Below are 20,254 nucleotides of genomic sequence, written 5' to 3' on the forward strand. Positions count from 1 at the left end.
GGGGATTCTCACGTTCCGCAGGTATTCGGCCAAGCTGCCCCAGGAGATAGAAGGGCGGGGACCTCGTCTCGAGCCACAGGTTCGGGAATCGCTATATCGAATGGGCCGCCGACGTAGAGCTCGTTGGCATTCGAACCACTACCGGCGAGTTCTAGGACCATGTCCCAAAGGCCTGTGAATTCCTCTGCGGCGAGCGCGAGGAGCCTAGTCGCGTTGTCCATTAGGACCTCCGAGTACAGGGTTGCCGAGGCGCCGAATCCGTTCACTTGGCCAGGCCCCTGTGCTAAGCCGAAGTTACGGGCCGCTCCTTGCAATAGCGGTTCCGTTTTCAAAGATTGTGACTGGATCACGACCGAGATCTTGGTCGGGAAACGAGGCCGGGCATGTCGGTGGAGCCCGCCGACGAAGCTCTTATCCTCCTTGACCAACCCCTGCCCCTGCCGCTTAAAGATGCTCGAGGCAGGCCTCGTCCGCTTTGAAGGATTCCCGGAGATTTTAGGATATTTATCTTCCATCACGGCCTTCAGTCCACTAGGATTCGTACACATCTTCTAATGGATTTCGCCGCTCGGGGGGTGAGCGAATGTCAGGGCTGGCCGAACAGCCGATGGCGCCTGATTTCGCCTTCGCTTCCCGCCATCCGGAAGCCCTCCAGGGAACTCTTTCGTTTGCGCCTGGCACGCTCGACACGCTCGACGGCATCCTCAAGGGGCTCCAGGCGATTGCGGACTCTGATGCTTTCAACGCCTCGATGCGCGCTCTGCTCGTGGACCGCATGGCCCATCTGATCGCCGAGGAGCCGCTCGAGGGGCGCGCCGGCCAGCCGGTGCGGCTGGGCGGAGACCATGCCCACGCCGTCGCGGTCTCGGAGCTCGCGCTCGTGCTGGGCACGTCCGAGAATGCAGCGGCCCGCACCCTGAACTACTCCCAAGCCCTCATGGGACGGCATGAAGGCACCTATGAAGCCCTCGCCTCGGGGGACATCACCGAGGCACATGCCCGCACCCTCGTCGAGCAGGCCGCGACCCTCCCCGACAGCGCGGTGCCAGAGTTCGAGGCCAAGGCCCTCGACGCGTCCGCACCCGACGGGGGCATCTACGGACCTCCGGCGAGTTCCGCCGGGTCGCGCGCGACCTGCGCGAGCGCCTGCATCCGGAGTCCATCACCCAGCGCAGGGCCAAGGCGCGCGCCGACCGGGGCGTCTGGTACGAGCCCGCCGAGGACGGCATGTGCACCCTCACGGCGCTCCTGCCCGCCGAGACTGGGCTGGCGGTCTATCACCGGGTCGACGCCCTCGCCCGTGCGGCGCACGCCGTCGAGGGCGAGCATCGGACCCTCCCGCAACTGCGCGCCGATACCTTCGCCCACCTCGCCCTGTCCCTCGCGCCGGTGGGCGGGGCCGAGGCCCCGAAACTGAGCGGCGCACAAGGGACGTCCGCAACGGTCGTCGAGTCCGGGAAGGCCGAAGCCCCGCAGATTCCAGAGGACTTCAGCTCCAACATCAAGGCTGAGATCGTGGTGCACATCCCCGCCGCCGTGCTGCTCGGCGCCTCAGACGACGTGGCCGAGCTCGAGGGGTACGGCGTCATCGACGCGACGACCGCGCGCCGGCTCGCCGCGGCCGCCCCGACCTGGGAGCGGCTGCTGACCGACATGGAAGGCGTCCCGCTCAGCCTGGGCCGCGCGGCCTATCGGCCGCCCGCGGGGCTGCGTCGCTTCATCGAATACCGCGACGGGACCTGCATCGTGCCCAACTGCACATGTGCCGCTGAGCGGGCCGAAGTCGACCACACGATCGAATGGCAGGACGGCGGAACGACCGACGCGAACAACTTGGCCCTCCTATGCCGCAAGCACCACGCCCTCAAGTCCCTGTCGCTCTTCCACCTCCGGCGCCGCGCGGGGAACCGCGCCCCGAATGGCGGGCCCCCAACCGTCCAGGGCGAACTCCTCTGGGAGACCCTCCTCGGCCGCACCTACCCTGCCGGCCACACGGAGCGCGACCACATCCTCGGCCCGCGCTCGGCAGCGTCCACTCACCCCGAGCCGCCGCCACCTCGACGGCACCGGTCTGAGCCACCCGAGCCTCCCGCCGTCGTCGTGCGCAAAGACCCGCCGCCGTTCTGACGCGCCGGGCATCCCCCGCTCTCCTCATCCCGCCAGGCCTCCCGGCGCCTCCCCTCGCCGCCCCACTGCGCCGATTCCCGCGCCGCTACGGCACGCGCGGCCGCATGAGGGGCGGGTTGAGCACCGCGCGGCCGGGCTCGGCGCGGGCGCGGTCAGCGAGCCGGAAGAGGGCGGCGGGCCGCCCGGCCTCGCCGGAGGAGACCTTTCCCGTGTCCTCGAGGAAATCGGGCGTCCCGGTGGCCTTGCGGTGGAAGTTGCGGGGATCGAGCCGCGCGCCCCACACGGCCTCGTAGACCCCCCTCAGCTGGGCGATCGTGAACTCCTCGCCGCAGAAAGCCGCAGCGAGCGGCGAATACTCGAGCTTCGAACGGGCGCGCTCGACGGCGTCGCGCAGGATCCGCTCATGGTCGAAGGCGAGCGCGAGTTCGCCGCCCAGGGCATCCGCCACGGGGAACCAGCCCGCATGCTCGGCGTCGCTGCCCGCGACGAGCACGGGGAAGTCGGGCGCGAGCAGCAGATGGGCGACCGTGAGCACGTCCCCGCGCGGGTCGCGTCCCCGGGGCCCGTAGGTCGCCAGCTGCTCGAGGTGCCCGGGCACGCGCTCGACGCCGGTCTCCTCCGCGAGCTCCCGGCTCGCCGCCTCACCGACGTCCTCCCCCGCCGTGACGAAGCCGCCGGGCAATGCGAGCCGTCCCTTGAAGGGCTCGATGAGGCGGGTGACGAGCAGGACGCTGAGAGAGCCATCGCGCACGGTCAGGGCGACGACGTCGGCCGCGACGGGAAGGCACGGGAGGCCGGAAGGAGTCGAAGGCACGGCCTCACCGTATCCGGATTATCGTCACCTTGACAATAATCATCCCCCGGCCCCAGAATCCTTTTATCGTCAAAATGACGAGAATTAGCCGGCAGGAGGAGCCATGGCGGTCATCAGGCACTATCCCTGGGTCAACCACTTCCTGGGCAGCCCGACGGGCTACGTCGTGCACCTGCAGAAGGGCGTCGTACGGCATCAGGGGGTGGGCCAGGCCTTCTGGTTCCGTCCCGCGACCTCCGTGCTCAGCGAGGTGCCCGTGGACGACCAGGAACTCCCCACGCTCTTCCACGCGTTCACCCGCGACCATCAGGACGTGAGCGTCCAGGCCAACGTCACCTACCGATTCGCGGACCCGATCACCGTCTCGGCCCGCCTCGACTTCGCCATGCGCGAGGACTCCAAGCGTCCGCCGCGGGGGCGGGAGCAGGTGTCCACGATCGTCGGCCAGCTCTGCCAGAGCCTCAGCATCGACCACCTCGCCACGGTGACCCTTGCGGAGGCCCTCGCCCGGGGCATCGGCGACCTCCGCGACCTGCTCACGGCCGGGCTCGCACAGGACGAACGCCTCGTGAGCACGGGCATCCGCATCATCGGTGTCCGCGTCCTCGCGGTCCGTCCGGAAGCCGACGTCGAACGAGCCCTGCAGACCCCCGTGCGTGAGCAGCTGCAGTCGGAGGCCGATCGGGCCACCTACGAGCGGAGGGCCCTCGCCGTCGAGCGCGAACGCGCCATCTCCGAGAACGAGCTTGCGAACCAGATCCAGCTCGCCGTCCAGCGCGAGCGGCTCGTCTCCCAGGAGGGCGCCAACGCCCGGCTCGAGGCCGAGGAGCGCGCGGCGGCCGGCCTGATCGGTGCCCGCTCCCAGGCCGCTCAGCGCGGGCTCGCGGCGGAGGCCGAGGCAGGGCAGATCCGGATGGTGGGCGAGGCCGAGGCGGCGAGGGAGGCCGCCTCGCTCGAGGCGTACCGGACGGTAGACCAGGGGACGCTCCTCACTCTGGCGCTGCGCGACGCCGCGGGACGGCTCCCGGCCATCGAGAGCCTCACCATCACCCCGGACATGCTCACCTCGGCCATCACGGCCCTGAGCCGCCTCGCCTCGCACCCCGCGGGCCCGACGGGCTCCGCGGCCCCTGAGATCTAGGAGCCCCCATGGCAAAGCCGAGGCTCGTGCTCGTCCACCGGCGCACCGAGCTCGACGAGCTCCTCGAACGGCATGCGACCCGCGGCCAGGCCGAGTTCTTCCTCAGGGTGCGCGGGCGCAGCCTCTCGGAGGTCGAGGAGCAGCACGACGTCGTCCTGGCCGCGCGGGGGCAGGTCCGCGACGCCCTCCCCCTCGCCTGGCGGCTCGCGGAGATCGAGCGTTCCGACCTCAGCCGCTTCCTCTGGGAGCCCGACGACGTCGTCGCCGTCGTCGGGCAGGACGGGCTCGTGGCCAACACCGCGAAGTACCTCGCCGGCCAGCCCGTCATCGGGGTGAACCCGCTGCCGGGCGTCAACGCCGGAAGCCTCGTCCGGCATGCTCCCCACGAGGCGGTGCGGCTCCTCGGCGCGGCAGCCGAGGCCTCGGCGTCGGCCCTCGCGTGCGAGGAGCTCACGATGGTCAGTGCGCGGCTGGACGACGGCCAGGAGCTCTGCGCCCTCAACGAGGTGTTCATCGGCCACGCCTCCCACCAGTCGGCCCGATACGCCGTGGCCACGCCGGAGGGCGTCTCCGAGCGGCAGTCCTCGTCCGGCGTCATCGTCTCGAGCGGCACGGGCGCGACGGGCTGGTGCGCATCCATCGCCCGGGACCGCGGGGGCCGCCGCCTACCCTTGCCGACCGAGGACTGGCTCGCATGGTTCGTCCGCGAGGCGTGGCCGTCGCCGGCCACCGGCACAGCGCTGACCGAGGGCGTCCTGGCCCGCGGCGAGGAGCTCCGCATCACGGTCATGTCCAGCCAGCTCGTGGTGTTCGGCGACGGCATAGAGGCTGATCGGCTCGACGCCGGCTGGGGCCAGGAGATCGCCGTCGGCCTCGCCGAGCGCCCCCTCCTCCTCGTCGTGTGAGCGCGGTTTGCATCGGCACCCCGGGCAGCTGATAAGCTCAGTGAGTTCCCACCGGGACGAGCTGCCCTCGTAGCTCAGGGGATAGAGCGTCTGCCTCCGGAGCAGAAGGCCGTAGGTTCGAATCCTATCGAGGGCACATCCATCGATGTCCGTGGACGTCGTCAGAAGGCCCCGCCGAGTCGTCCTCGACTCGGCGGGGCCTTCTCGCGTCTGCGAGCGAGAAGGCCCCGCCGAGTCGTCCTCGACTCGGCGGGGCCTTCTCGCGTCTGCGAGCGCAACCGCGCCGGGCAACCAGAGCCGGGCAACTAGACTGGACCAGCCATGGCCTTGACGATCACGTACCCCGCCGCCCTCCCCGTCTCCGAGCGCCGCGAGGAGCTCATGGAGGCCATCGCCGCCCACCAGGTGACGATCATCGCGGGCGAGACCGGCTCCGGGAAGACCACGCAGATCCCCAAGATGTGCCTCGAGCTGGGCCTCGGCGAGAAGGGCCTCATCGGGCACACGCAGCCCCGCCGCCTGGCGGCTCGCACGGTCGCCGAGCGCATCGCGGAGGAGCTCGGGGTCGAGCTCGGCCAGGAGGTCGGCTTCCAGGTCCGGTTCACGGGCGAGGTCGGGCCCCAGACCCGCATCAAGCTCATGACCGACGGCATCCTGCTCGCCGAGATCCAGCGGGACCGGCTTCTGAAGAAGTACTCGACGATCATCATCGACGAGGCCCACGAGCGCAGCCTCAACATCGACTTCATCCTCGGCTATCTCAAGCGCGTCCTCCCGCAGCGGCCGGACCTCAAGGTCATCATCACCTCGGCCACGATCGACCCGGAGCGCTTCGCGCGGCACTTCGCCCAGGAGGCCGACGGCGAGCAGGCGGACGGCGGCGATGGCACCGGCCGCGAGCCGAAGCCCGCCCCCATCCTCGAGGTCTCGGGCCGCACCTACCCGGTCGAGATCCGCTACCGGCCGCTCGTCGCGGAACCCTCGAACGAGGGCGACGACGAGGACGCGGGCTCCTCCGACGATCCGCTCGAGGAGGACCGCGACCCGCTCGACGCCGTGTGCGACGCCGTCGACGAGCTCTCGCGCGAGGCGCCCGGGGACATCCTCATCTTCTTCTCCGGGGAGCGCGAGATCCGCGACGCCGCCGAGGCCCTCGCCGGCCGGATCCAGCGCAACCCCCGCATGGCGGACGCCGAGATCCTGCCCCTGTTCGCGCGGCTGTCCCTTGCCGAGCAGCACCGGGTCTTCACTCCGGGTGCGCGGCGGCGGATCGTCCTGGCCACGAACGTCGCCGAGACCTCCCTCACCGTGCCCGGGATCAAGTACGTGATCGACACGGGCACGGCCCGCATCTCGCGCTACTCCCACCGGACGAAGGTCCAGCGCCTGCCGATCGAGCGCGTCTCCCAGGCGTCGGCGAACCAGCGCGCGGGCCGCTGCGGCCGCGTCTCGGACGGCATCTGCATCCGGCTGTACTCCGAGGAGGACTACCTCTCGCGGCCCGAGTTCACCGACCCCGAGATCCTGCGCACCAACCTGGCGGCCGTCATCCTCCAGATGACCGCCATGGGGATCGCACGGGGCCCCAAGGACGTCGAGGCCTTCCCGTTCGTCGAGCCGCCAGAGTCGCGGGCGATCAACGACGGCGTGGCCCTCCTGCGCGAGCTCGGCGCGCTCGCGGACTCGGGAGACGGGAAGACCGGAAAGGACGGGAAGCCGGCGGAGGACGGGAAGGACCGCGGGAAGAGCGCGAAGGGCGGGCTCAGCGCCGTCGGCCACCAGCTCGCCCAGCTGCCGGTCGACCCCCGCCTCGGGCGCATGATCGTCGAGGCCGCGAGGCGCGACTGCGTCCGCGAGGTCATGGTCCTCGCCGCGGCGCTGACCATCCAGGACCCGCGCGAGCGGCCGTCCGCGGAGACGGGCAAGAAGCAGGCCGCCGAGGAGAAGCACGCGCGCTTCAAGGACGAGAACTCCGACTTCACCGGCTACCTCAACCTGTGGAACTACCTCCAGGAGAAGCAGCACGAGCTCTCCTCCTCGGCGTTCCGGCGCCTGTGCAAGGCCGAGTTCATCAACTACCTGCGCGTGCGCGAGTGGCAGGAGCTCTTTGCCCAGCTGCGGCAGCTCGCCCGCCCACTCGGCATCAGCGCGGGCCCGGGCCGCGGCGAGGTCCGGCTTGACGCCGTCGGCAAGCACGACGCCGTCCACCAGTCGCTGCTCGCGGGCCTGACGAGCCAGATCGGCCTGCTCGACGAGCGCAAGGGCGAGCGCGGCCGGGAGTACCTCGGCGCCCGCGGGACGCGCTTCGCGATCTTCCCCGGCTCGGCCCTGTTCAAGAAGAACCCGACGTACGTCATGGCCGCCGAGCTCGTCGAGACCAGCCGGCTCTGGGCCAGGACCGCCGCGAAGATGGACCCCGCATGGGCCGAGCTCGTCGCTCCCCACCTCGTCAAGCGCTCCTACTCCGAGCCGCACTGGTCCAAGCGTGCCGGCGCGGTCATGGCCTACGAGAAGGTCACGCTCTACGGCGTGACCCTCGTGGCGCAGCGGCGCGTGAACTTCGGCCGCATCGATCCGCCGGTGGCCCGGGAGCTGTTCATCCGGCACGCCCTCGTGGAGGGCGAGTGGAACACGCGCCACCACTTCTTCAAGCGGAACCGGGCCCTGCTCGAGGAGGTCGAGGAGCTCGAGACCCGCATGCGCCGGCACGACCTGCGCGTGGACGACGAGGCGCTGTTCGAGTTCTACGACGCGCGCGTCCCGGAGAACGTCGTCTCCGAGCGGCACTTCGACGCGTGGTGGAAGAAGGCCCGCCACGAGGACGAGCACCTGCTCGACTTCGACCGCGCCCTCCTCCTGCGCGAGGAGGCCGAGGACACGGTCGAGACCGCCGGCGGCGCGTACCCGACCGTCTGGCGCCAGGCCGGCTTCGACCTCCCGCTCACCTACGAGTTCCATCCCGTGGCTCCCGGCGGCACGCCGGAGCCGGGCGACGGCGTGACCGCCGAGGTCCCCGTGCTCTTCCTCAACCAGCTCGATCCGGAGCCGTTCCGCTGGCAGATCCCCGGCCTGCGGGTCGAGCTCGTCACGGCCCTCATCAAGTCGCTGCCCAAGCAGGTGCGCAAGAACTTCGTGCCCGCGCCGGACGTCGCCCGGCAGGCGGTCGCGGCGCTCGAGGCGGACTTCGACCCCGCGCAGGACTCCCTCACGGACTCCCTCGAGCTCGTGCTGCGCCGGCTCAAGGGCCAGATCGTGCCACCCGGGTCGTGGAACTGGGACGCGGTCCCGCCGCACCTGATCATGGCCTTCAGCGTCGTCGACCCCCAGGGGAACGTGCTCGGCGCGGGCAAGGACCTCGTCGCGCTCAAGGAGCAGCTCGCCCCTGCGACGCGCCGGGCCATCGCCGAGTCCCTCGGCGCAACCCCCGCCCCGCCGACGTCGGGGGGCCTGCCGCCGAAAAGGGGGGCTGCACCGTCGAAGTCGGGGGGTACGCACCCGAAAAGGGCGTCTGGCACCGCGGCATCGGTGTCAGCGAGCACGACGGCGGGCCCCTCCGAGCGCGGGGGCCTCGCCGAGCGCGGGGGCGTCACGGAGAGGACCGGGCTCACCGAGTGGAGCGTGGGCACGATCCCGCGCACCGCGAGCACGACGGTCGCGGGGCACACGGTGACCGGCTACCCGGCTCTCGTCGATGAACAGCGCGAGCAGCGCGAAGCCGGCGGCACCCGGCCGGCCAAGGGCTCGCGCGGGACGGCGGGCCTGCGGGTCTTCCAGACGGAGGAGGACCAGCTCGCGGCGCACCGCGCCGGCGTCATCCGCCTCCTGGCCCTGCGCGTCCCGCCGCCGGACCGCTACGTCCTCGAGCACCTCAACAACCGCGAGAAGCTCACCTTCAGCCAGAACCCGCACGGCTCCGTCGCGGATCTCATCGCGGACTGCGTGCTGGCGGCCATCGACCGCCTCGTGCCCGCGGCCCTGCCCTGGGACCGCGAGGCCTTCGACGCGCTCTACGACGAGGTCCGCGCCGAGCTCATCGACACGGTCTTCGCGGTCACGGCGATCGTCGAGCAGGTCCTCGCCGCGTCGTTGCGCATCGGCAAGGCGCTCCGGGGCACGACGAGCCTCGCCCTCGTCTCTGGCCTGAACGACATCAAGGCCCAGCTCGAGCAGCTCGTGTACCCGGGCTTCGTCGCGCAGACGGGCTACGCCCAGCTCGTGCACCTTCCGCGCTACCTCGCGGCGATCGAGCGCCGGCTCGAGAAGATGCCCTCGAACGTCCAGCGCGACGCCGTCGCGATGGCCGCCGTCCAGTCCCTCGAGGACGACTACGACGACGCCGCAGCAGCCCTGGGCGCGGGCGGCCGGAACCGCGCGAAGCTCGAGCGCGTGCGCTGGATGATCGAGGAGCTGCGGGTCAGCCTCTTCGCCGTCGAGCTCGGCACCGCCGGGAAGGTCTCGGAGAAGCGCGTCCGCCAGGCCCTGAACGAGGCCCTCGCCCCCGCGTAGACGCTGCCCGCTCGTCACCGCTGGCCTCTCCGCCCTGCCCGCCCCCACCCCTGCCCCTCCCCCAGCAGTTCCAGCCACCGCACGAAAGGACCCCATGCCCGAGCTCCGCCTCCCCCCGACGGCCGCCGGCACCGAGATCGCCGGCCTCGGCCATGCCGAGGCGTCCCGGCTCATGGACAACCACGAGCTCGAGACGATGATGGACACCTCCGACGAGTGGATCCGCCAGCGCACGGGCATCGTGACCCGCCGGATCGCCGATGGCCAGACCGTCGCCGACCTCGCCACGGATGCCGCCCGGCACGCGCTCGAGGACGCCGGCACGGCCACCGAGGAGATCGACCTCGTGGTCGTCGCGACGACGACGGCCGAGGAGCGCTCCCCCAACACGGCCGGCCGCGTCGCCGAGGCCCTCGGCCTCGGCACCGGGGCGGACAGGCCCGGCCCCGGGATCGTGGACGTCAACACGGCCTGCTCGGGCTTCGAGTACGCCCTCGCCGTGGCCGACCAGTCCATCCGCACGGGCTCGGCCACGAACGCGCTCGTCATCGGCGCCGAGAAGCTCTCCTCGGTCACGGACTGGAGCGACCGGACGACGGCGGTGCTCACCGCGGACGGCGCCGGCGCCGCCGTCGTGCGCGCCTCGGAGACGCCGCGCATCGGCCCGGTCGTGTGGGGGTCGAAGACCGCGATGGCAGGCTCGGTGACCATCTCCCCGCCGTCGGGAATGTTCTCCCAGAACGGCCGGGACGTGCTGCGGTGGGCGCTCACCGAAGCCGCGGGCCACGCCCGTGCCGCCGTCGAGCGGGCCGGCCTGACGCTCGGCGACATCGAGGTCCTCGTGACGCACCAGGCGAACCTCCGGATCATCGAGCCGCTCGCCGAGGCGCTCGGCCTCGCAGACCGCGTCGTGGTCACCGACGTCACGGAGTCCGGCAACACGTCCGCCGCGAGCGTCCCGCTGGGCCTGAGCCGCTGGTGGCACGCGGGCCGGGTCCCTGCAGACGCCCCCGCCCTGCTCTTCGGCTTCGGCGGGGGCTTCACCTACGCGGGCATGGTCGCGATGACGCCCCGCCGGGGTTGAGGGGCAGAGGGTGAAAGGGCAGGGGTCGAGAGTCAGGGGCTGAGTCAGGACTCCGGCACGAACTCCCCGTGGCCCGCGGCGCGCAGGGCGGCGCGGATCTTCTCCGCCGCGGCGTCCATGACCGCCGGGTCGGGGTTGTGCTGGGCGCGCTTGAAGTCGAACTCGGCCTCGGAGCTCGCCGGCCACACGTGCACGTGCAGGTGGTGGACCTCGAAGCCCGCGATGATGACGCCGGCCCGCTCGACGTCGAACGCCTCGACCTGCGCCTTGCCGATGGTCTGCGCGACGGCGGCCACCTTCGCAAAGAGCTCCGGCGAGGCGTCCGTCCACCGGTCCACCTCCTCGCGCGGGACGACGAGCGTGTGCCCCTCCGCGAGGGGGCCGATGCTCAGGAAGGCCACGACGTCGTCGTCCTTCCAAACAAAGCGGCCCGGGATCTCGCCGTCGATGATCTTGGTGAAGATGGTGGTCATGGGCTTCCTCTCGGCGGTCAGGTCCCGGGCGAGCTTGTCCGCGCCGGGAATGACGGGGCGTCCTGGTGTCATGGGGCCGACGCTATCCCATGGGCCGTCCCGTGCGACGAGGCCTGGCTCATCCCGCGCGCCGTCCCGTACGGTTCAGCGCCGACGGCAACGGGGCGCTGCGGGTCGCGGGACCACTGGGAGAACGAGCCCGGATAGAGGGCGGCCTCGATCCCGGCGAGCGCGAGGGCGGCGACCGTGTGGGCGGCGGTGACCCCCGAGCCGCAGTACACGGCCACGGGCCGGCCGGTCTGCACGCCGAGCCGGGCGAAGCGCTCGCGCAGGGCCGCGGCGGAGAGGAACGTCCCATCCGGGGCGAGGTTCACGGCGGTGGGAGCGCTCACGGCACCGGGGATGTGCCCCGCCCGCGGATCGACGGGCTCGGTCTCGCCGCGGTACCGCTCGCCGGCGCGGGCGTCGAGGAGCACGCCGGGGAAGGCCGCGGCCTCGTCGGCGCCGATCACGGGAAGCTGGCCAGGGCGGAGGTGGACGCTCCCGAGGGCAGCCATCTCGTGGCCCGTCTCGAGCGGGAGTCCGGCCCGCCGCCAGGCCGCGAGGCCGCCGTCGAGGATCCACACGTCCGCCACGCCGGCGTCGCGCAGCATCCACCACGCCCTCGCCCCGGACTGCCCGCCGCAGTCGTCGTACACGACGACAGCGTCGCCGTCGTCGATCCCCCACCTCCGCGCCGACTCCTCGAACCGCTCGGGGGCCGGGAGCGGGTGGCGGCCGCCGGCCGCCTCCTCCGGGCTGCCGGACGCGACGGGGACGGCGAGCTCCGTGGGCAGGTCCGCGTACACGGCGCCGGGGACATGGCCCTGCGCGTAGGCGGCGCGCCCGTCGGGGCCGCCGAGCTGCCAGCGGACGTCGAGGACGACTGTCCGCATCCCGGCGTCCATCCGGCGCGCGAGGTCTCCCGCCGAGACCAGGACCTGCTGTGTGCTCATCGCCACTCCTTCGTGAGGACCGTCACTGGCGCGCGCTGGGGTGTGCGCGCACGCACTCCCACCCTAGCCCCGCGCGTAGGCTGGTGCGGTGGATTCACGAGCACCAGCCACCCCAGGGACCTTTGGCGGCGAGCGCGCCTGGGCGGACGAGGCCGTCCGCCGCATCGAGGCGGACGCGCGCCGCAGCGCCGACACCCACCTGCATGCCGTGCCGCTTCCACCGGAGTGGGGCGTGGACCTGTACGTCAAGGACGAGTCGACGCACCGCACGGGCAGCCTCAAGCACCGTCTGGCCCGCTCCCTGTTCCTCTTCGGCCTCGTCAACGGCTGGATCCGCGAGGGCACGATGGTCGTCGAGGCCTCGAGCGGCAGCACGGCCGTGTCCGAGGCGTACTTCGCGCGGCTCATCGGCGTTCCGTTCACGGCCGTCGTGACGCGCGGGACGAGCCACGAGAAGCTCGCCCTCATCGAGTCCTACGGCGGCCGCATCCACACCGTCGAGTCCGCCGGCGAGGTGTACGGTGAGGCCGCGCGCCTCGCCGAGGCCTGCGGAGGCCACTACCTCGACCAGTTCACCTACGCCGAGCGGGCCACCGACTGGCGCGGGAACAACAACATCGCCGAGACGGTCTTCGACCAGCTCGCCCTCGAGCCGCACCCCGTGCCCCGCTGGATCGTCGTCGGCGCGGGGACGGGCGGGACGAGCACCACGATCGGCCGCTACGTCCGCTACCGCCGCCTCGCGACGCGGCTCGCCGTCGTGGACCCCGAGGGCTCGGCCTTCTACCCGAGCTGGGCCTCGGGCACCGCGGCCCTGGGCACGGGCTCGCGGATCGAGGGCATCGGCCGGCCCAGGCTCGAGCCGAGCTTCAACCCGCGCATCGTGGACCGCATGCTGCAGGTTCCCGACGGCGCGTCCGTCGCCGCGATGCGGGACGCGAGGCAGCGCTTCGGGCTCGACGCCGGGCCCTCCACGGGCACGAACCTCTGGGGCGTGTGGCAGCTCGTGGCCGAGATGGCCGCCGCGGGCGAGCGCGGGAGCATCGTCACGCTCATGTGCGACGCCGGCTCGCGCTACGAGGGCTCCTACGGCGACGACGCGTGGCTCGCGGAGCGGGGCCTCGACCCGGCGCCGTTCGCCCGCACCCTCGAGGAGTTCTTCGCGACGGGCCGCTGGCCGGGCTGACTGGCCCTAGAGCTCGGTCGACTCGCCGGGAGCGAGGCGCACGTACTCGGTGCCGTACTGGCCGCTCACGCGCTGGACGTGCTTCTCGACGACGCCGAGTCCGCGATCGTTGAGGAGGGCGTTGTGGATGGGCAGGGCCCGCTTCGCCCGCACGGCGATGAGGAAGTCGAGGACCTCCCCGACCCTGCTCCACGGGGCGTGGATCGGGACGAGCAGCGTGGGCACCTCGACGCCGTGGGGGACCGTGAACGAGTCGCCCGGGTGGAACACGGTCCCGTCGATGAGGTAGCCGATGTTCGCCACGACGGGGACGCTCGCGTGGATGAGGGCGTGCTGGCTGCCGAAGGTCCGCACCTCGAAGCCCGCCGCCTCGAACTCCGATCCCGGCTCGACCGCGTGGATCCGGCCCGCGGCCTCCGGCGCGGCCTCGCGCAGGGCGCGCGCGACGCCGTCGGGAGCCCACGCCTGGATCCCGCCGTCCGCGGCGAGCGCCGCCGCGACGCGCGGGACGTCGACATGGTCGGGGTGCTCGTGGGTGACGAGGAGCGCGTGCGCGCCGTCGAGCGCCTCCTCGACCTCCGAGAAGTTCCCGGGGTCGAGGACGAGCACGCGCTCGCCGCTGTCGGCACTGGCCCCGCTGTCCCCGCTGTTCTTGACAGGCTTGCTGATCCGGACGCACGAATGGATGTACTTGGTCAGCCTCATGGCGGCCAGTCTAGTTCTCAGCACCGTCTGGTTCCGGGCGCTTGCTAGGCTTGAAGACCAGCAAGCCATCAGAACTAGGGCCGGGAGGACACGTGGCCGAGACGACGGCGCACGGCGCGGCGCGCCGTGCGGGCCGCGAGCAGAGGGTGACGAAGCAGAGGCTCGCCGTCTCGGCGACGCTGGACCGGCTCGAGGACTTCGTCAGCACGCAGGACCTGCACCGCATCCTGCACGACGAGGGCGCCTCCGTCTCCCTGGCCACGACTTACCGGATCCTCCAGTCCATGGCAGACGAGGGCCTCGTGGACGTCCTCCGCACGGACGACGGCGAGGCCGTCTACCGCCGCTGCGACGCCACGGGCCACCATCACCACCTCGTGTGCCGGCGCTGCGGCCGAGCGGTCGACATCGAGGCGCCCGCGGTCGAGACGTGGGCCAGCCGCGTGGCGCGCGAGCACGGCTACACCGCGATCGAGCACACGGTCGAGATCTTCGGCCTCTGCCCCGAGTGCACCGCGATCGTCGCGCGCGAGGCCGCCGAGGCCTGATCGGTTCCGGGGCCTGACCCGGACGCCTGTCCCGCGCTCAGGCGACGTCGCCGCTCAGGCTGCGACCGGCGTCGTGCGCTCCCGCTCGCTGCCCTGCAGGACGCGTCCGTTGCGCCCGCGCCGCCGCTTGGCCCAGCCGATGACGGCGCACACGGCGTAGATGAGGAACGAGAGCGTCGTGATGTAGGGGCTGATCGGCAGCCGGCCGCCGAGGGCGAGCAGGATCCCGCCGACGGTCGCGACGACCGCGAACACGATGCTGAGCACGAGGGTCAGGTGTGGCGACGACGTGACCTTGAGCGCCGCCGCGGCGGGCGTGATGAGCAGCGCCAGGACGAGCAGGGCCCCGACGACCTGGATCGAGAGGGCGACGCTCACGCCGAGAACGAGCAGGAACACGATCGAGAGGGCCCGCACGGGCACGCCCGCCGCGACGGCCATCTCGGGGTCGACGCTCGCGAACGTCAGGGGGCGCCACACGGCCACGAGGACCAGCACGACGGCGAGCGCGGTCACCGCCAGGAGCTGGAGCTGAACCGTGTCCACCGCGACGATCTGGCCCGTGAGCAGCCCGAACTTGTTGGCCGCCCGGCCCTCGTAGAGCGCGAGGAAGAGGATGCCGAGGCCGAGCCCGAAGGGCATGAGGACCCCGATCACGGAATTCTTCTCGCGTGCGCGCCCGCCCATGAGGGCGATGAGGAGCGAGGCCGCGATGGAGCCGACGAGCGAGCCCGCGACGACGTCCGTCCCGACGAGCAGCGCGAACGCCGCCCCGGCGAAGGACAGCTCCGAGATCCCGTGCACGGCGAAGGCGAGGTCCCGCTTCATGACGAACGTGCCCACGATCCCGCCGAGGAGGCCGAGGACCGCCCCCGCCCAGACCGAGGTCTGCACGAGGGCGAGGATCTCCCCGTAGTTCTCGAACGAGAACACCGCGCCGAGGATGTCGCCGAAGCTCACGCGGGCTCCTTCTGGTGGGGGTCGAGCTGCTCGTGGTGGTGGGTCGTCGCGTCCGGCAGCCCGACGACGACGATCCGCCCGTTGACGCGCGAGACCTCGACGCGGCTGCCGTACAGCTCGGACAGGACCTCTGTCGTCATGACTTCCTCGGGCTCGCCGACGCGGAACTTCCCGTCCGCGAGGTAGAGGACGCGGTCCACGTAGTCCAAGATCGGGTTGATCTCGTGGGTGACGAACACGACCGCCGTGTTGTGCTCGCGCCGCTGGGCGTCGATGAGCTGGCTCACGGCCTGCTGGTGCTTGAGGTCGAGGGACAGGAGCGGCTCGTCGCAGAGCAGGACGCGGGGGCGGGACGCGATCGCCTGGGCCACGCGCAGCCGCTGCTGCTCGCCGCCCGAGAGCTGCCCCACGGGGACCTTCGCGTAGCTGAGGGCCCCGACCGTGCCGAGGAGCTCGTCGACCCGCGCCGCGACCGCGCGGCCATTGAGCCGGATGCCCCAGCGGTGCCCGTCGAGGCCGAGCGCCACGAGGTCGCGCGCACGCAGGGGCGTGTCCGGGGCGAACGAGCGCTGCTGGGGGATGTAGCCGATGCCCTCGCCGCGGCCCGCGGGCCGGCCGGCGACCTCGACGGTCCCCGCGGTGAGGGGAACGACGCCGAGCAGCGCCTTGAGGAAGCTCGTCTTGCCGCTGCCGTTGGGCCCGAGAACGGCGAAGAACTCGCCGGGGCGGACGTCGAGGTCGAGCCCCGTCCACAGGGGCCGTGGGCCGAAGGCGAGGCTCGCGCCGCGCAGCCGTACCGCCGGGGCATCGGCCTGACGTGTCATGACCTCTGAGTCTAGGGCAGCCGGCCGAGTCCTGCCGCCCAGCGCCCGGTCGTCGACCCGGCGGTCGGCGACCAGACGGTCGTCGACCAGAGTCTCATCGGTGAGGCTGTCGTCGATCACGCGAGGGCTTTCGCGACCGCCTCGGCGTTGGACTGCATCCAGCCCGCGTAGTCGCTGCCCTCCGGGAGCGTCTCGGTGAACTCGACGACCGTCACGCCGGCATCCTCGGCCGCCTTGCGCACGGCCTGGGTCTGGGGGCTCTCGGTCTGCGGGTTGTAGGCGAGCAGCGCGACGCGCTTGGACGAGACGAGGTCGAGGGTCTCCTTGAGCGCGGCCGGCGGGACGTCCTGCTCCTCCTCGATGGCCTCGGTGAAGGCCTCGGGCGTCGCGTTCTCCAGGCCGGCGGCCTCGAGGAGGTAGAACGGCACGGGCTCGGTCATGGCCACGGCCTGCCCTGCGTGGGCTGCCTTGACCTGCTCGAGCGTGGACTCGACGGCCTCGAGCTTGGCCGTGACCTCTGCGGCACGGGCGGTGAACGCCTCGGCCGAGGCCGGGTCGAGCTGGCCGAGCCGCTCGGCGATCTCCGCCGCAACCTTGCCCATCGCGTGGACGTCGTACCAGACGTGCTCGTTGAAGGCGTGGTTGTGGCCGGCGTGCGGATCCGTTCCGGCCTCGGGGGTGGCGCCGGCCGATTCGGTGTGCGCCTCGTCGCTGTGGGCCTCCCCGCTGTGGGCCTCCCCGCTGTGCGCCGCCTCGCTGTGGGCCCCGTCAGTGGGCGCCTCGAGCCCCGCGACCTCGACGGCCGTGATGACCGCATCCTGGCCGAGCTTCGCCTCATGCACGAGCGGGCCGAGGAACGAGTCGAAGCCGCCGCCGTTCTCGACGACGAGGCGAGCCTTGGAGACGGCGAGCCGGTCCTGCGCCGTGGCCTCGTACGAGTGCGGGTCCTGCGTCGGCTTGCTCACGATCGAGGTGACCTCGACCCGGTCCCCGCCGATGGTCTCGACGAGGTCGCCATAGACGTTGGTCGAGGCGACGACGGCGATCTGGCCGCCGGCGCCGCCCGCGGCGCCGCTGGCTCCGGTCTGTGCCGGCGAGCAAGCGGTCAGGAGCAGGGAGGCTGCGGCGGCACCGGTCAGAGCGACTCGGGCAGCAACAGTGCGGACGGTAGCGGTGCGGGCAAGGACAGAGCGCACAGGTTCCTCGGTTCTCATCGTGACTGGGCGGCGCCTCGGCGCCGGACGGACCCGCTCAAGATGAGAACGGGTCGCAACTTCTTCCCCCACTGTAGCGCTTCTTGGGAACAATTCACATTTAGCCGTTCGTCAGTGCCCCGCGGCCCCGTTCTCGTACCGCCGGGCGCCGCGGCTCTGGGTCGCGTCCCGGATCTCCCCGACGAGCTGCTCGATGACGTCCTCGAGGAACACCACGCCGAGCGTGGCGCCCCCGGGGCCGATCACGCGGGCGAGGTGGAAGCCCGACTTCTGCATCGCCGACAGCGCGTCCTCGATCTCGTCCTCGACCCCGAGGTTCGCGAGCGAGCGGACGCGGGCCTCGCCGATCGGGCGGTCGCGGGCGTCGGGCGAGATCGCGAGGACGTCCTTGACGTGGAGGTAGCCCGCAAGGTCGCCCTCGTCGTCCACGATCGGGAAGCGTGAGAAGCCGGTCTTGGCAACCGCCTTCTCGAACTCCGCGGGCGTCGTCGTCGTGGGCAGGGCCACGAGCTCGCTGACGGGGACCATGATGCTCCCGGCCGTGAGGTCGGAGAACTCGAGCGCTCCCGAGAGCAGGCCCGACTCGTCGTCGACGAGGCCTCTGCGGGTGGACTCCTCGACGATCGACTGGACCTCCTCGAGAGTGAAGCTCGAGGTCACCTCGTCCTTGGGCTCGACGCGCAGGAGGCGGAGGATCGCGTTCGCGCTGCCGTTGAGCAGGTGGATGACGGGCCTGACGACGCGCGCGACGCCCATGAGCGCCGGGGCCAGGAGGAGCGCCGAACGGTCGGCGGCCGAGACCGAGATGTTCTTCGGCACCATCTCGCCGAACGTCACGTGCAGGAACGTGACGATCGCGAGCGCCGCGGCGAACCCGGCGCCGTCCGCGAGCTCCTCGGGGAGCCCAAGCTCGTGGAGCGGGTCGCCGATGAGGTGGTGGATGGCCGGCTCGGCGACCTGGAGGATCAGCAGAGAGCACACGGTGATGCCCAGCTGCGCGCACGCGAGCATGAGCGAGACGCTCTCCATGGCCTGCAGCGTCGTCCGGGCTCGGCCCGAGCCGCCCTCGGCGAGGGGCTCGATCTGGCTGCGGCGCGCGCTCATGATGGCGAACTCGGCGCCGACGAAGAAGGCGTTGCCGAGAAGGAGCACGGCGAGCCACACGATTCCGGTCCAGTCCCCCATCACGCGGCCCTCCCGCCGTTGCCGCGCTCGGCGGGCACGGCTTCCGCGCGCGCCGCGACGAACTTGAGCCTGTCCACGCGCCGGCCGTCCATGCGGATGACCTCGAGGCGTCCGCCGTCGAGGTCGACCGAGTCGCCCGTCGACGCGATGCGCCCGAGGGAGCTCATGACGAACCCGCCGACAGTCTCGTAGGCGGGGCTGTCCTCGACCACGAGGCCGGGCACCTGCTCCGAGACCTCGTCGGGGCGCATGAGCCCCGGAAAGTACCAGTCGCCCGCGGCGCTCTGCAGGACGCCGGGCGCGAGCCGGTCGTGCTCGTCGGAGACCTCGCCCACGATCTCCTCCACGAGGTCCTCGAGGGTCACGATGCCCGCCGTGCCGCCGTACTCGTCGAGCACGACGGCGAGCTGGAGGTTGCCCTCGCGCAGCTGGGAGATGAGCGCGTCGAGGTGGATCGTCTCGGGCACGCGCAGGACGTCTGCCATGATGGCCCCTGCCTCGACCTGGCCACGCCGCTCGGGCGGGACCGCGACGGCCTTCTTGACGTGCACGACGCCCCGGATGTCGTCCGGGGAGTCGCCGATGACAGGGAAGCGCGAGTGGCCGGTGCGGCGGGCGGCGTCCACGACGGCGTCGACGGACTCGGTCGCCTCGACGGTCGTCACGCGCATGCGCGGGGTCATGACGTCCGCCGCCGTGCGCTCCGAGAAGCTCAGCGTGCGGGCGACGAAGCGGGCGGTGCCCTCGTCGAGGGTCCCGAGCTCGGCCGAGCGCCGCACGAGCGAGGCGAGCTCGGCCGGCGAGCGCGCGCCCGAGATCTCCTCCTTGGCCTCGATCCCCATCGCGTGCAGGACCCGGTTGGAGAAGCCGTTGAGGAGGAGGATCGCGGGCTTGAAGACGGCGGTGAAGACCAGCTGGGCGGGGGCGACGGCGCGGCCGATGGCGAGCGCGCGGGCGATCGCGAGGTTCTTCGGCACAAGCTCGCCGATGAGCATCGACAACAGCGTCGCCAGGACCATCGCGACCGTGAGCGAGACGGCGGGCGCTGCCGGGACGCCGACCGCGGCGAGCGGGGCCTCGAGGAGCTTCCCGACGGAAGGCTCCATGACGTACCCCGTCAGGAGCGTCGTGAGGGTGATGCCCAGCTGGCAGCTCGAGAGCTGGGTCGAGAGGGTCTTGAGGCAGCGCAGGAGCGCCTCGGCGCCCGGCTCACCGGCGTCGATGCTGCGCTGGACGGTCGCCCGGTCGAGCGCGACGAGCGAGAACTCGACGGCGACGAAGAACCCGGTGCCGAGGATGAGGGCCAAGCCAGCGGCCAGCAGGATCCATTCCATGCTCAGGCACCTGGCCTGGGGTCCGTGGCGGGGGCTCGGCCGCGCGAGTCAGAGGGGGCAAGTACACGGTGTCTGCCGGCGCGGCGGCCGCGGGCGCGCCCAAGGCGCCTGCGTCCGGGCCGGCATCTAGAGGGGCCGTCCATAGTGCTTCCAGCGTATCAGCGCTGGTGTTCGGCGCGGCGTCGGCCTCTCACTGTGATACCGGCCTCAGATTGCCCCTTTATCACGAGGGGTCACTACACTGTTCAGGAGC

General features: G+C 71.8%; 17 protein-coding genes, 1 tRNA gene and 1 pseudogene. 9 read left to right on the forward strand and 10 right to left on the reverse strand.

The window, feature by feature from the left end; genetic code table 11:
- Positions 1-586: 586 nt before the first annotated feature.
- Complete coding sequence (locus ACUYMY_RS11480; protein ID WP_481703686.1) at positions 587-847, reverse strand: hypothetical protein; 261 nt, start codon at positions 845-847, stop codon at positions 587-589.
- A 242-nt stretch (positions 848-1,089) separates the two neighbouring features.
- Between ACUYMY_RS11480 and ACUYMY_RS11485 the strand changes: the two are divergent.
- Together ACUYMY_RS11485 and ACUYMY_RS11490 are read left to right on the forward strand one after the other, a co-directional pair.
- A pseudogene (locus ACUYMY_RS11485) lies at positions 1,090-1,722 on the forward strand (DUF222 domain-containing protein); the annotation flags it as partial.
- Between the two features lie 24 nt (positions 1,723-1,746).
- On the forward strand, positions 1,747-2,127 hold the full coding sequence (locus ACUYMY_RS11490) for an HNH endonuclease signature motif containing protein (RefSeq protein ID WP_481705047.1): 381 nt from the start codon (positions 1,747-1,749) through the stop codon (positions 2,125-2,127).
- Between the two features lie 85 nt (positions 2,128-2,212).
- Here ACUYMY_RS11490 and ACUYMY_RS11495 read toward each other — a convergent pair whose 3' ends face one another.
- Positions 2,213-2,941, reverse strand: coding sequence for an NUDIX hydrolase (locus tag ACUYMY_RS11495; RefSeq protein ID WP_481703687.1), 729 nt, complete (start codon positions 2,939-2,941; stop codon positions 2,213-2,215).
- 103 nt (positions 2,942-3,044) lie between these two features.
- Here ACUYMY_RS11495 and ACUYMY_RS11500 point away from each other — a divergent pair, with 103 nt between their 5' ends.
- From ACUYMY_RS11500 to ACUYMY_RS11520, 5 genes are all read left to right on the forward strand, one after another.
- Positions 3,045-4,082 carry an SPFH domain-containing protein gene (locus ACUYMY_RS11500; RefSeq protein ID WP_481703688.1) on the forward strand — a complete coding sequence of 346 codons (1,038 nt, stop codon included), beginning with the start codon at positions 3,045-3,047 and terminating at the stop codon, positions 4,080-4,082.
- Between the two features lie 8 nt (positions 4,083-4,090).
- Positions 4,091-4,987, forward strand: a complete 897-nt coding sequence (locus ACUYMY_RS11505; protein ID WP_481703689.1) for a hypothetical protein — start codon at positions 4,091-4,093, stop codon at positions 4,985-4,987.
- A 63-nt stretch (positions 4,988-5,050) separates the two neighbouring features.
- A tRNA-Arg gene (locus tag ACUYMY_RS11510) sits at positions 5,051-5,123 on the forward strand.
- Between the two features lie 185 nt (positions 5,124-5,308).
- Positions 5,309-9,493, forward strand: a complete 4,185-nt coding sequence (hrpA, locus tag ACUYMY_RS11515) for an ATP-dependent RNA helicase HrpA (protein ID WP_481703690.1) — start codon at positions 5,309-5,311, stop codon at positions 9,491-9,493.
- A gap of 94 nt (positions 9,494-9,587) precedes the next feature.
- A complete protein-coding gene (locus ACUYMY_RS11520; protein WP_481703691.1) occupies positions 9,588-10,577 on the forward strand; it encodes a beta-ketoacyl-ACP synthase III in 990 nt (329 codons plus the stop codon).
- A 44-nt stretch (positions 10,578-10,621) separates the two neighbouring features.
- Here ACUYMY_RS11520 and ACUYMY_RS11525 read toward each other — a convergent pair whose 3' ends face one another.
- Together ACUYMY_RS11525 and ACUYMY_RS11530 are read right to left on the reverse strand one after the other, a co-directional pair.
- Positions 10,622-11,050, reverse strand: coding sequence for an HIT family protein (locus tag ACUYMY_RS11525; protein WP_481705048.1), 429 nt, complete (start codon positions 11,048-11,050; stop codon positions 10,622-10,624).
- 68 nt (positions 11,051-11,118) lie between these two features.
- Positions 11,119-12,045, reverse strand: a complete 927-nt coding sequence (locus ACUYMY_RS11530; protein WP_481703692.1) for a sulfurtransferase — start codon at positions 12,043-12,045, stop codon at positions 11,119-11,121.
- 88 nt (positions 12,046-12,133) lie between these two features.
- Between ACUYMY_RS11530 and ACUYMY_RS11535 the strand changes: the two genes are divergently transcribed.
- The gene (locus tag ACUYMY_RS11535; RefSeq protein ID WP_481703693.1) at positions 12,134-13,231 is read left to right on the forward strand and encodes a PLP-dependent cysteine synthase family protein; all 1,098 of its coding nucleotides are present in this window, start codon (positions 12,134-12,136) and stop codon (positions 13,229-13,231) included.
- A gap of 6 nt (positions 13,232-13,237) precedes the next feature.
- Here the strand turns inward: ACUYMY_RS11535 and ACUYMY_RS11540 are convergent, their stop codons facing one another.
- Positions 13,238-13,936 carry an MBL fold metallo-hydrolase gene (locus tag ACUYMY_RS11540; protein ID WP_481703694.1) on the reverse strand — a complete coding sequence of 233 codons (699 nt, stop codon included), beginning with the start codon at positions 13,934-13,936 and terminating at the stop codon, positions 13,238-13,240.
- Between the two features lie 92 nt (positions 13,937-14,028).
- Here ACUYMY_RS11540 and ACUYMY_RS11545 point away from each other — a divergent pair, with 92 nt between their 5' ends.
- Entirely contained in the window at positions 14,029-14,484 is a 456-nt protein-coding gene (locus ACUYMY_RS11545; RefSeq protein ID WP_481703695.1) for a Fur family transcriptional regulator, read from the forward strand.
- A gap of 54 nt (positions 14,485-14,538) precedes the next feature.
- On the opposite strand, the gene ACUYMY_RS11550 is transcribed toward ACUYMY_RS11545, so the two are convergent.
- From ACUYMY_RS11550 to ACUYMY_RS11570, 5 genes are all read right to left on the reverse strand, one after another.
- Positions 14,539-15,444, reverse strand: a complete 906-nt coding sequence (locus ACUYMY_RS11550) for a metal ABC transporter permease (protein WP_481703696.1) — start codon at positions 15,442-15,444, stop codon at positions 14,539-14,541.
- Complete coding sequence (locus ACUYMY_RS11555) at positions 15,441-16,268, reverse strand: metal ABC transporter ATP-binding protein (protein ID WP_481703697.1); 828 nt, start codon at positions 16,266-16,268, stop codon at positions 15,441-15,443. Before ACUYMY_RS11555 ends, ACUYMY_RS11550 begins: the two co-directional genes overlap by 4 nt.
- A gap of 116 nt (positions 16,269-16,384) precedes the next feature.
- Positions 16,385-17,464, reverse strand: a complete 1,080-nt coding sequence (locus tag ACUYMY_RS11560; protein ID WP_481703698.1) for a metal ABC transporter solute-binding protein, Zn/Mn family — start codon at positions 17,462-17,464, stop codon at positions 16,385-16,387.
- A 129-nt stretch (positions 17,465-17,593) separates the two neighbouring features.
- Positions 17,594-18,667, reverse strand: coding sequence for a hemolysin family protein (locus ACUYMY_RS11565; protein WP_481703699.1), 1,074 nt, complete (start codon positions 18,665-18,667; stop codon positions 17,594-17,596).
- On the reverse strand, positions 18,667-20,001 hold the full coding sequence (locus tag ACUYMY_RS11570; protein ID WP_481703700.1) for a hemolysin family protein: 1,335 nt from the start codon (positions 19,999-20,001) through the stop codon (positions 18,667-18,669). Before ACUYMY_RS11570 ends, ACUYMY_RS11565 begins: the two co-directional genes overlap by 1 nt.
- Positions 20,002-20,254: the final 253 nt, after the last annotated feature.

Source organism: Sinomonas sp. T428B (assembly GCF_056780155.1).

Excerpts from the sequence above, each read along its gene's own strand:
- ACUYMY_RS11480 (WP_481703686.1), bottom strand. The coding sequence starts at position 847 with ATGGTCTCCGCCCAGCCGCACCGGCTGGCCGGCGCGCCCCTCGAGCGG.
- ACUYMY_RS11500 (WP_481703688.1), top strand. The coding sequence starts at position 3,045 with ATGGCGGTCATCAGGCACTATCCCTGGGTCAACCACTTCCTGGGCAGC.
- ACUYMY_RS11505 (WP_481703689.1), top strand. The coding sequence starts at position 4,091 with ATGGCAAAGCCGAGGCTCGTGCTCGTCCACCGGCGCACCGAGCTCGAC.
- hrpA (WP_481703690.1), top strand. The coding sequence starts at position 5,309 with ATGGCCTTGACGATCACGTACCCCGCCGCCCTCCCCGTCTCCGAGCGC.
- ACUYMY_RS11520 (WP_481703691.1), top strand. The coding sequence starts at position 9,588 with ATGCCCGAGCTCCGCCTCCCCCCGACGGCCGCCGGCACCGAGATCGCC.
- ACUYMY_RS11525 (WP_481705048.1), bottom strand. The coding sequence starts at position 11,050 with ATGACCACCATCTTCACCAAGATCATCGACGGCGAGATCCCGGGCCGC.
- ACUYMY_RS11530 (WP_481703692.1), bottom strand. The coding sequence starts at position 12,045 with ATGAGCACACAGCAGGTCCTGGTCTCGGCGGGAGACCTCGCGCGCCGG.
- ACUYMY_RS11540 (WP_481703694.1), bottom strand. The coding sequence starts at position 13,936 with ATGAGGCTGACCAAGTACATCCATTCGTGCGTCCGGATCAGCAAGCCT.
- ACUYMY_RS11555 (WP_481703697.1), bottom strand. The coding sequence starts at position 16,268 with ATGACACGTCAGGCCGATGCCCCGGCGGTACGGCTGCGCGGCGCGAGC.
- ACUYMY_RS11565 (WP_481703699.1), bottom strand. The coding sequence starts at position 18,667 with ATGGGGGACTGGACCGGAATCGTGTGGCTCGCCGTGCTCCTTCTCGGC.
- ACUYMY_RS11570 (WP_481703700.1), bottom strand. The coding sequence starts at position 20,001 with ATGGAATGGATCCTGCTGGCCGCTGGCTTGGCCCTCATCCTCGGCACC.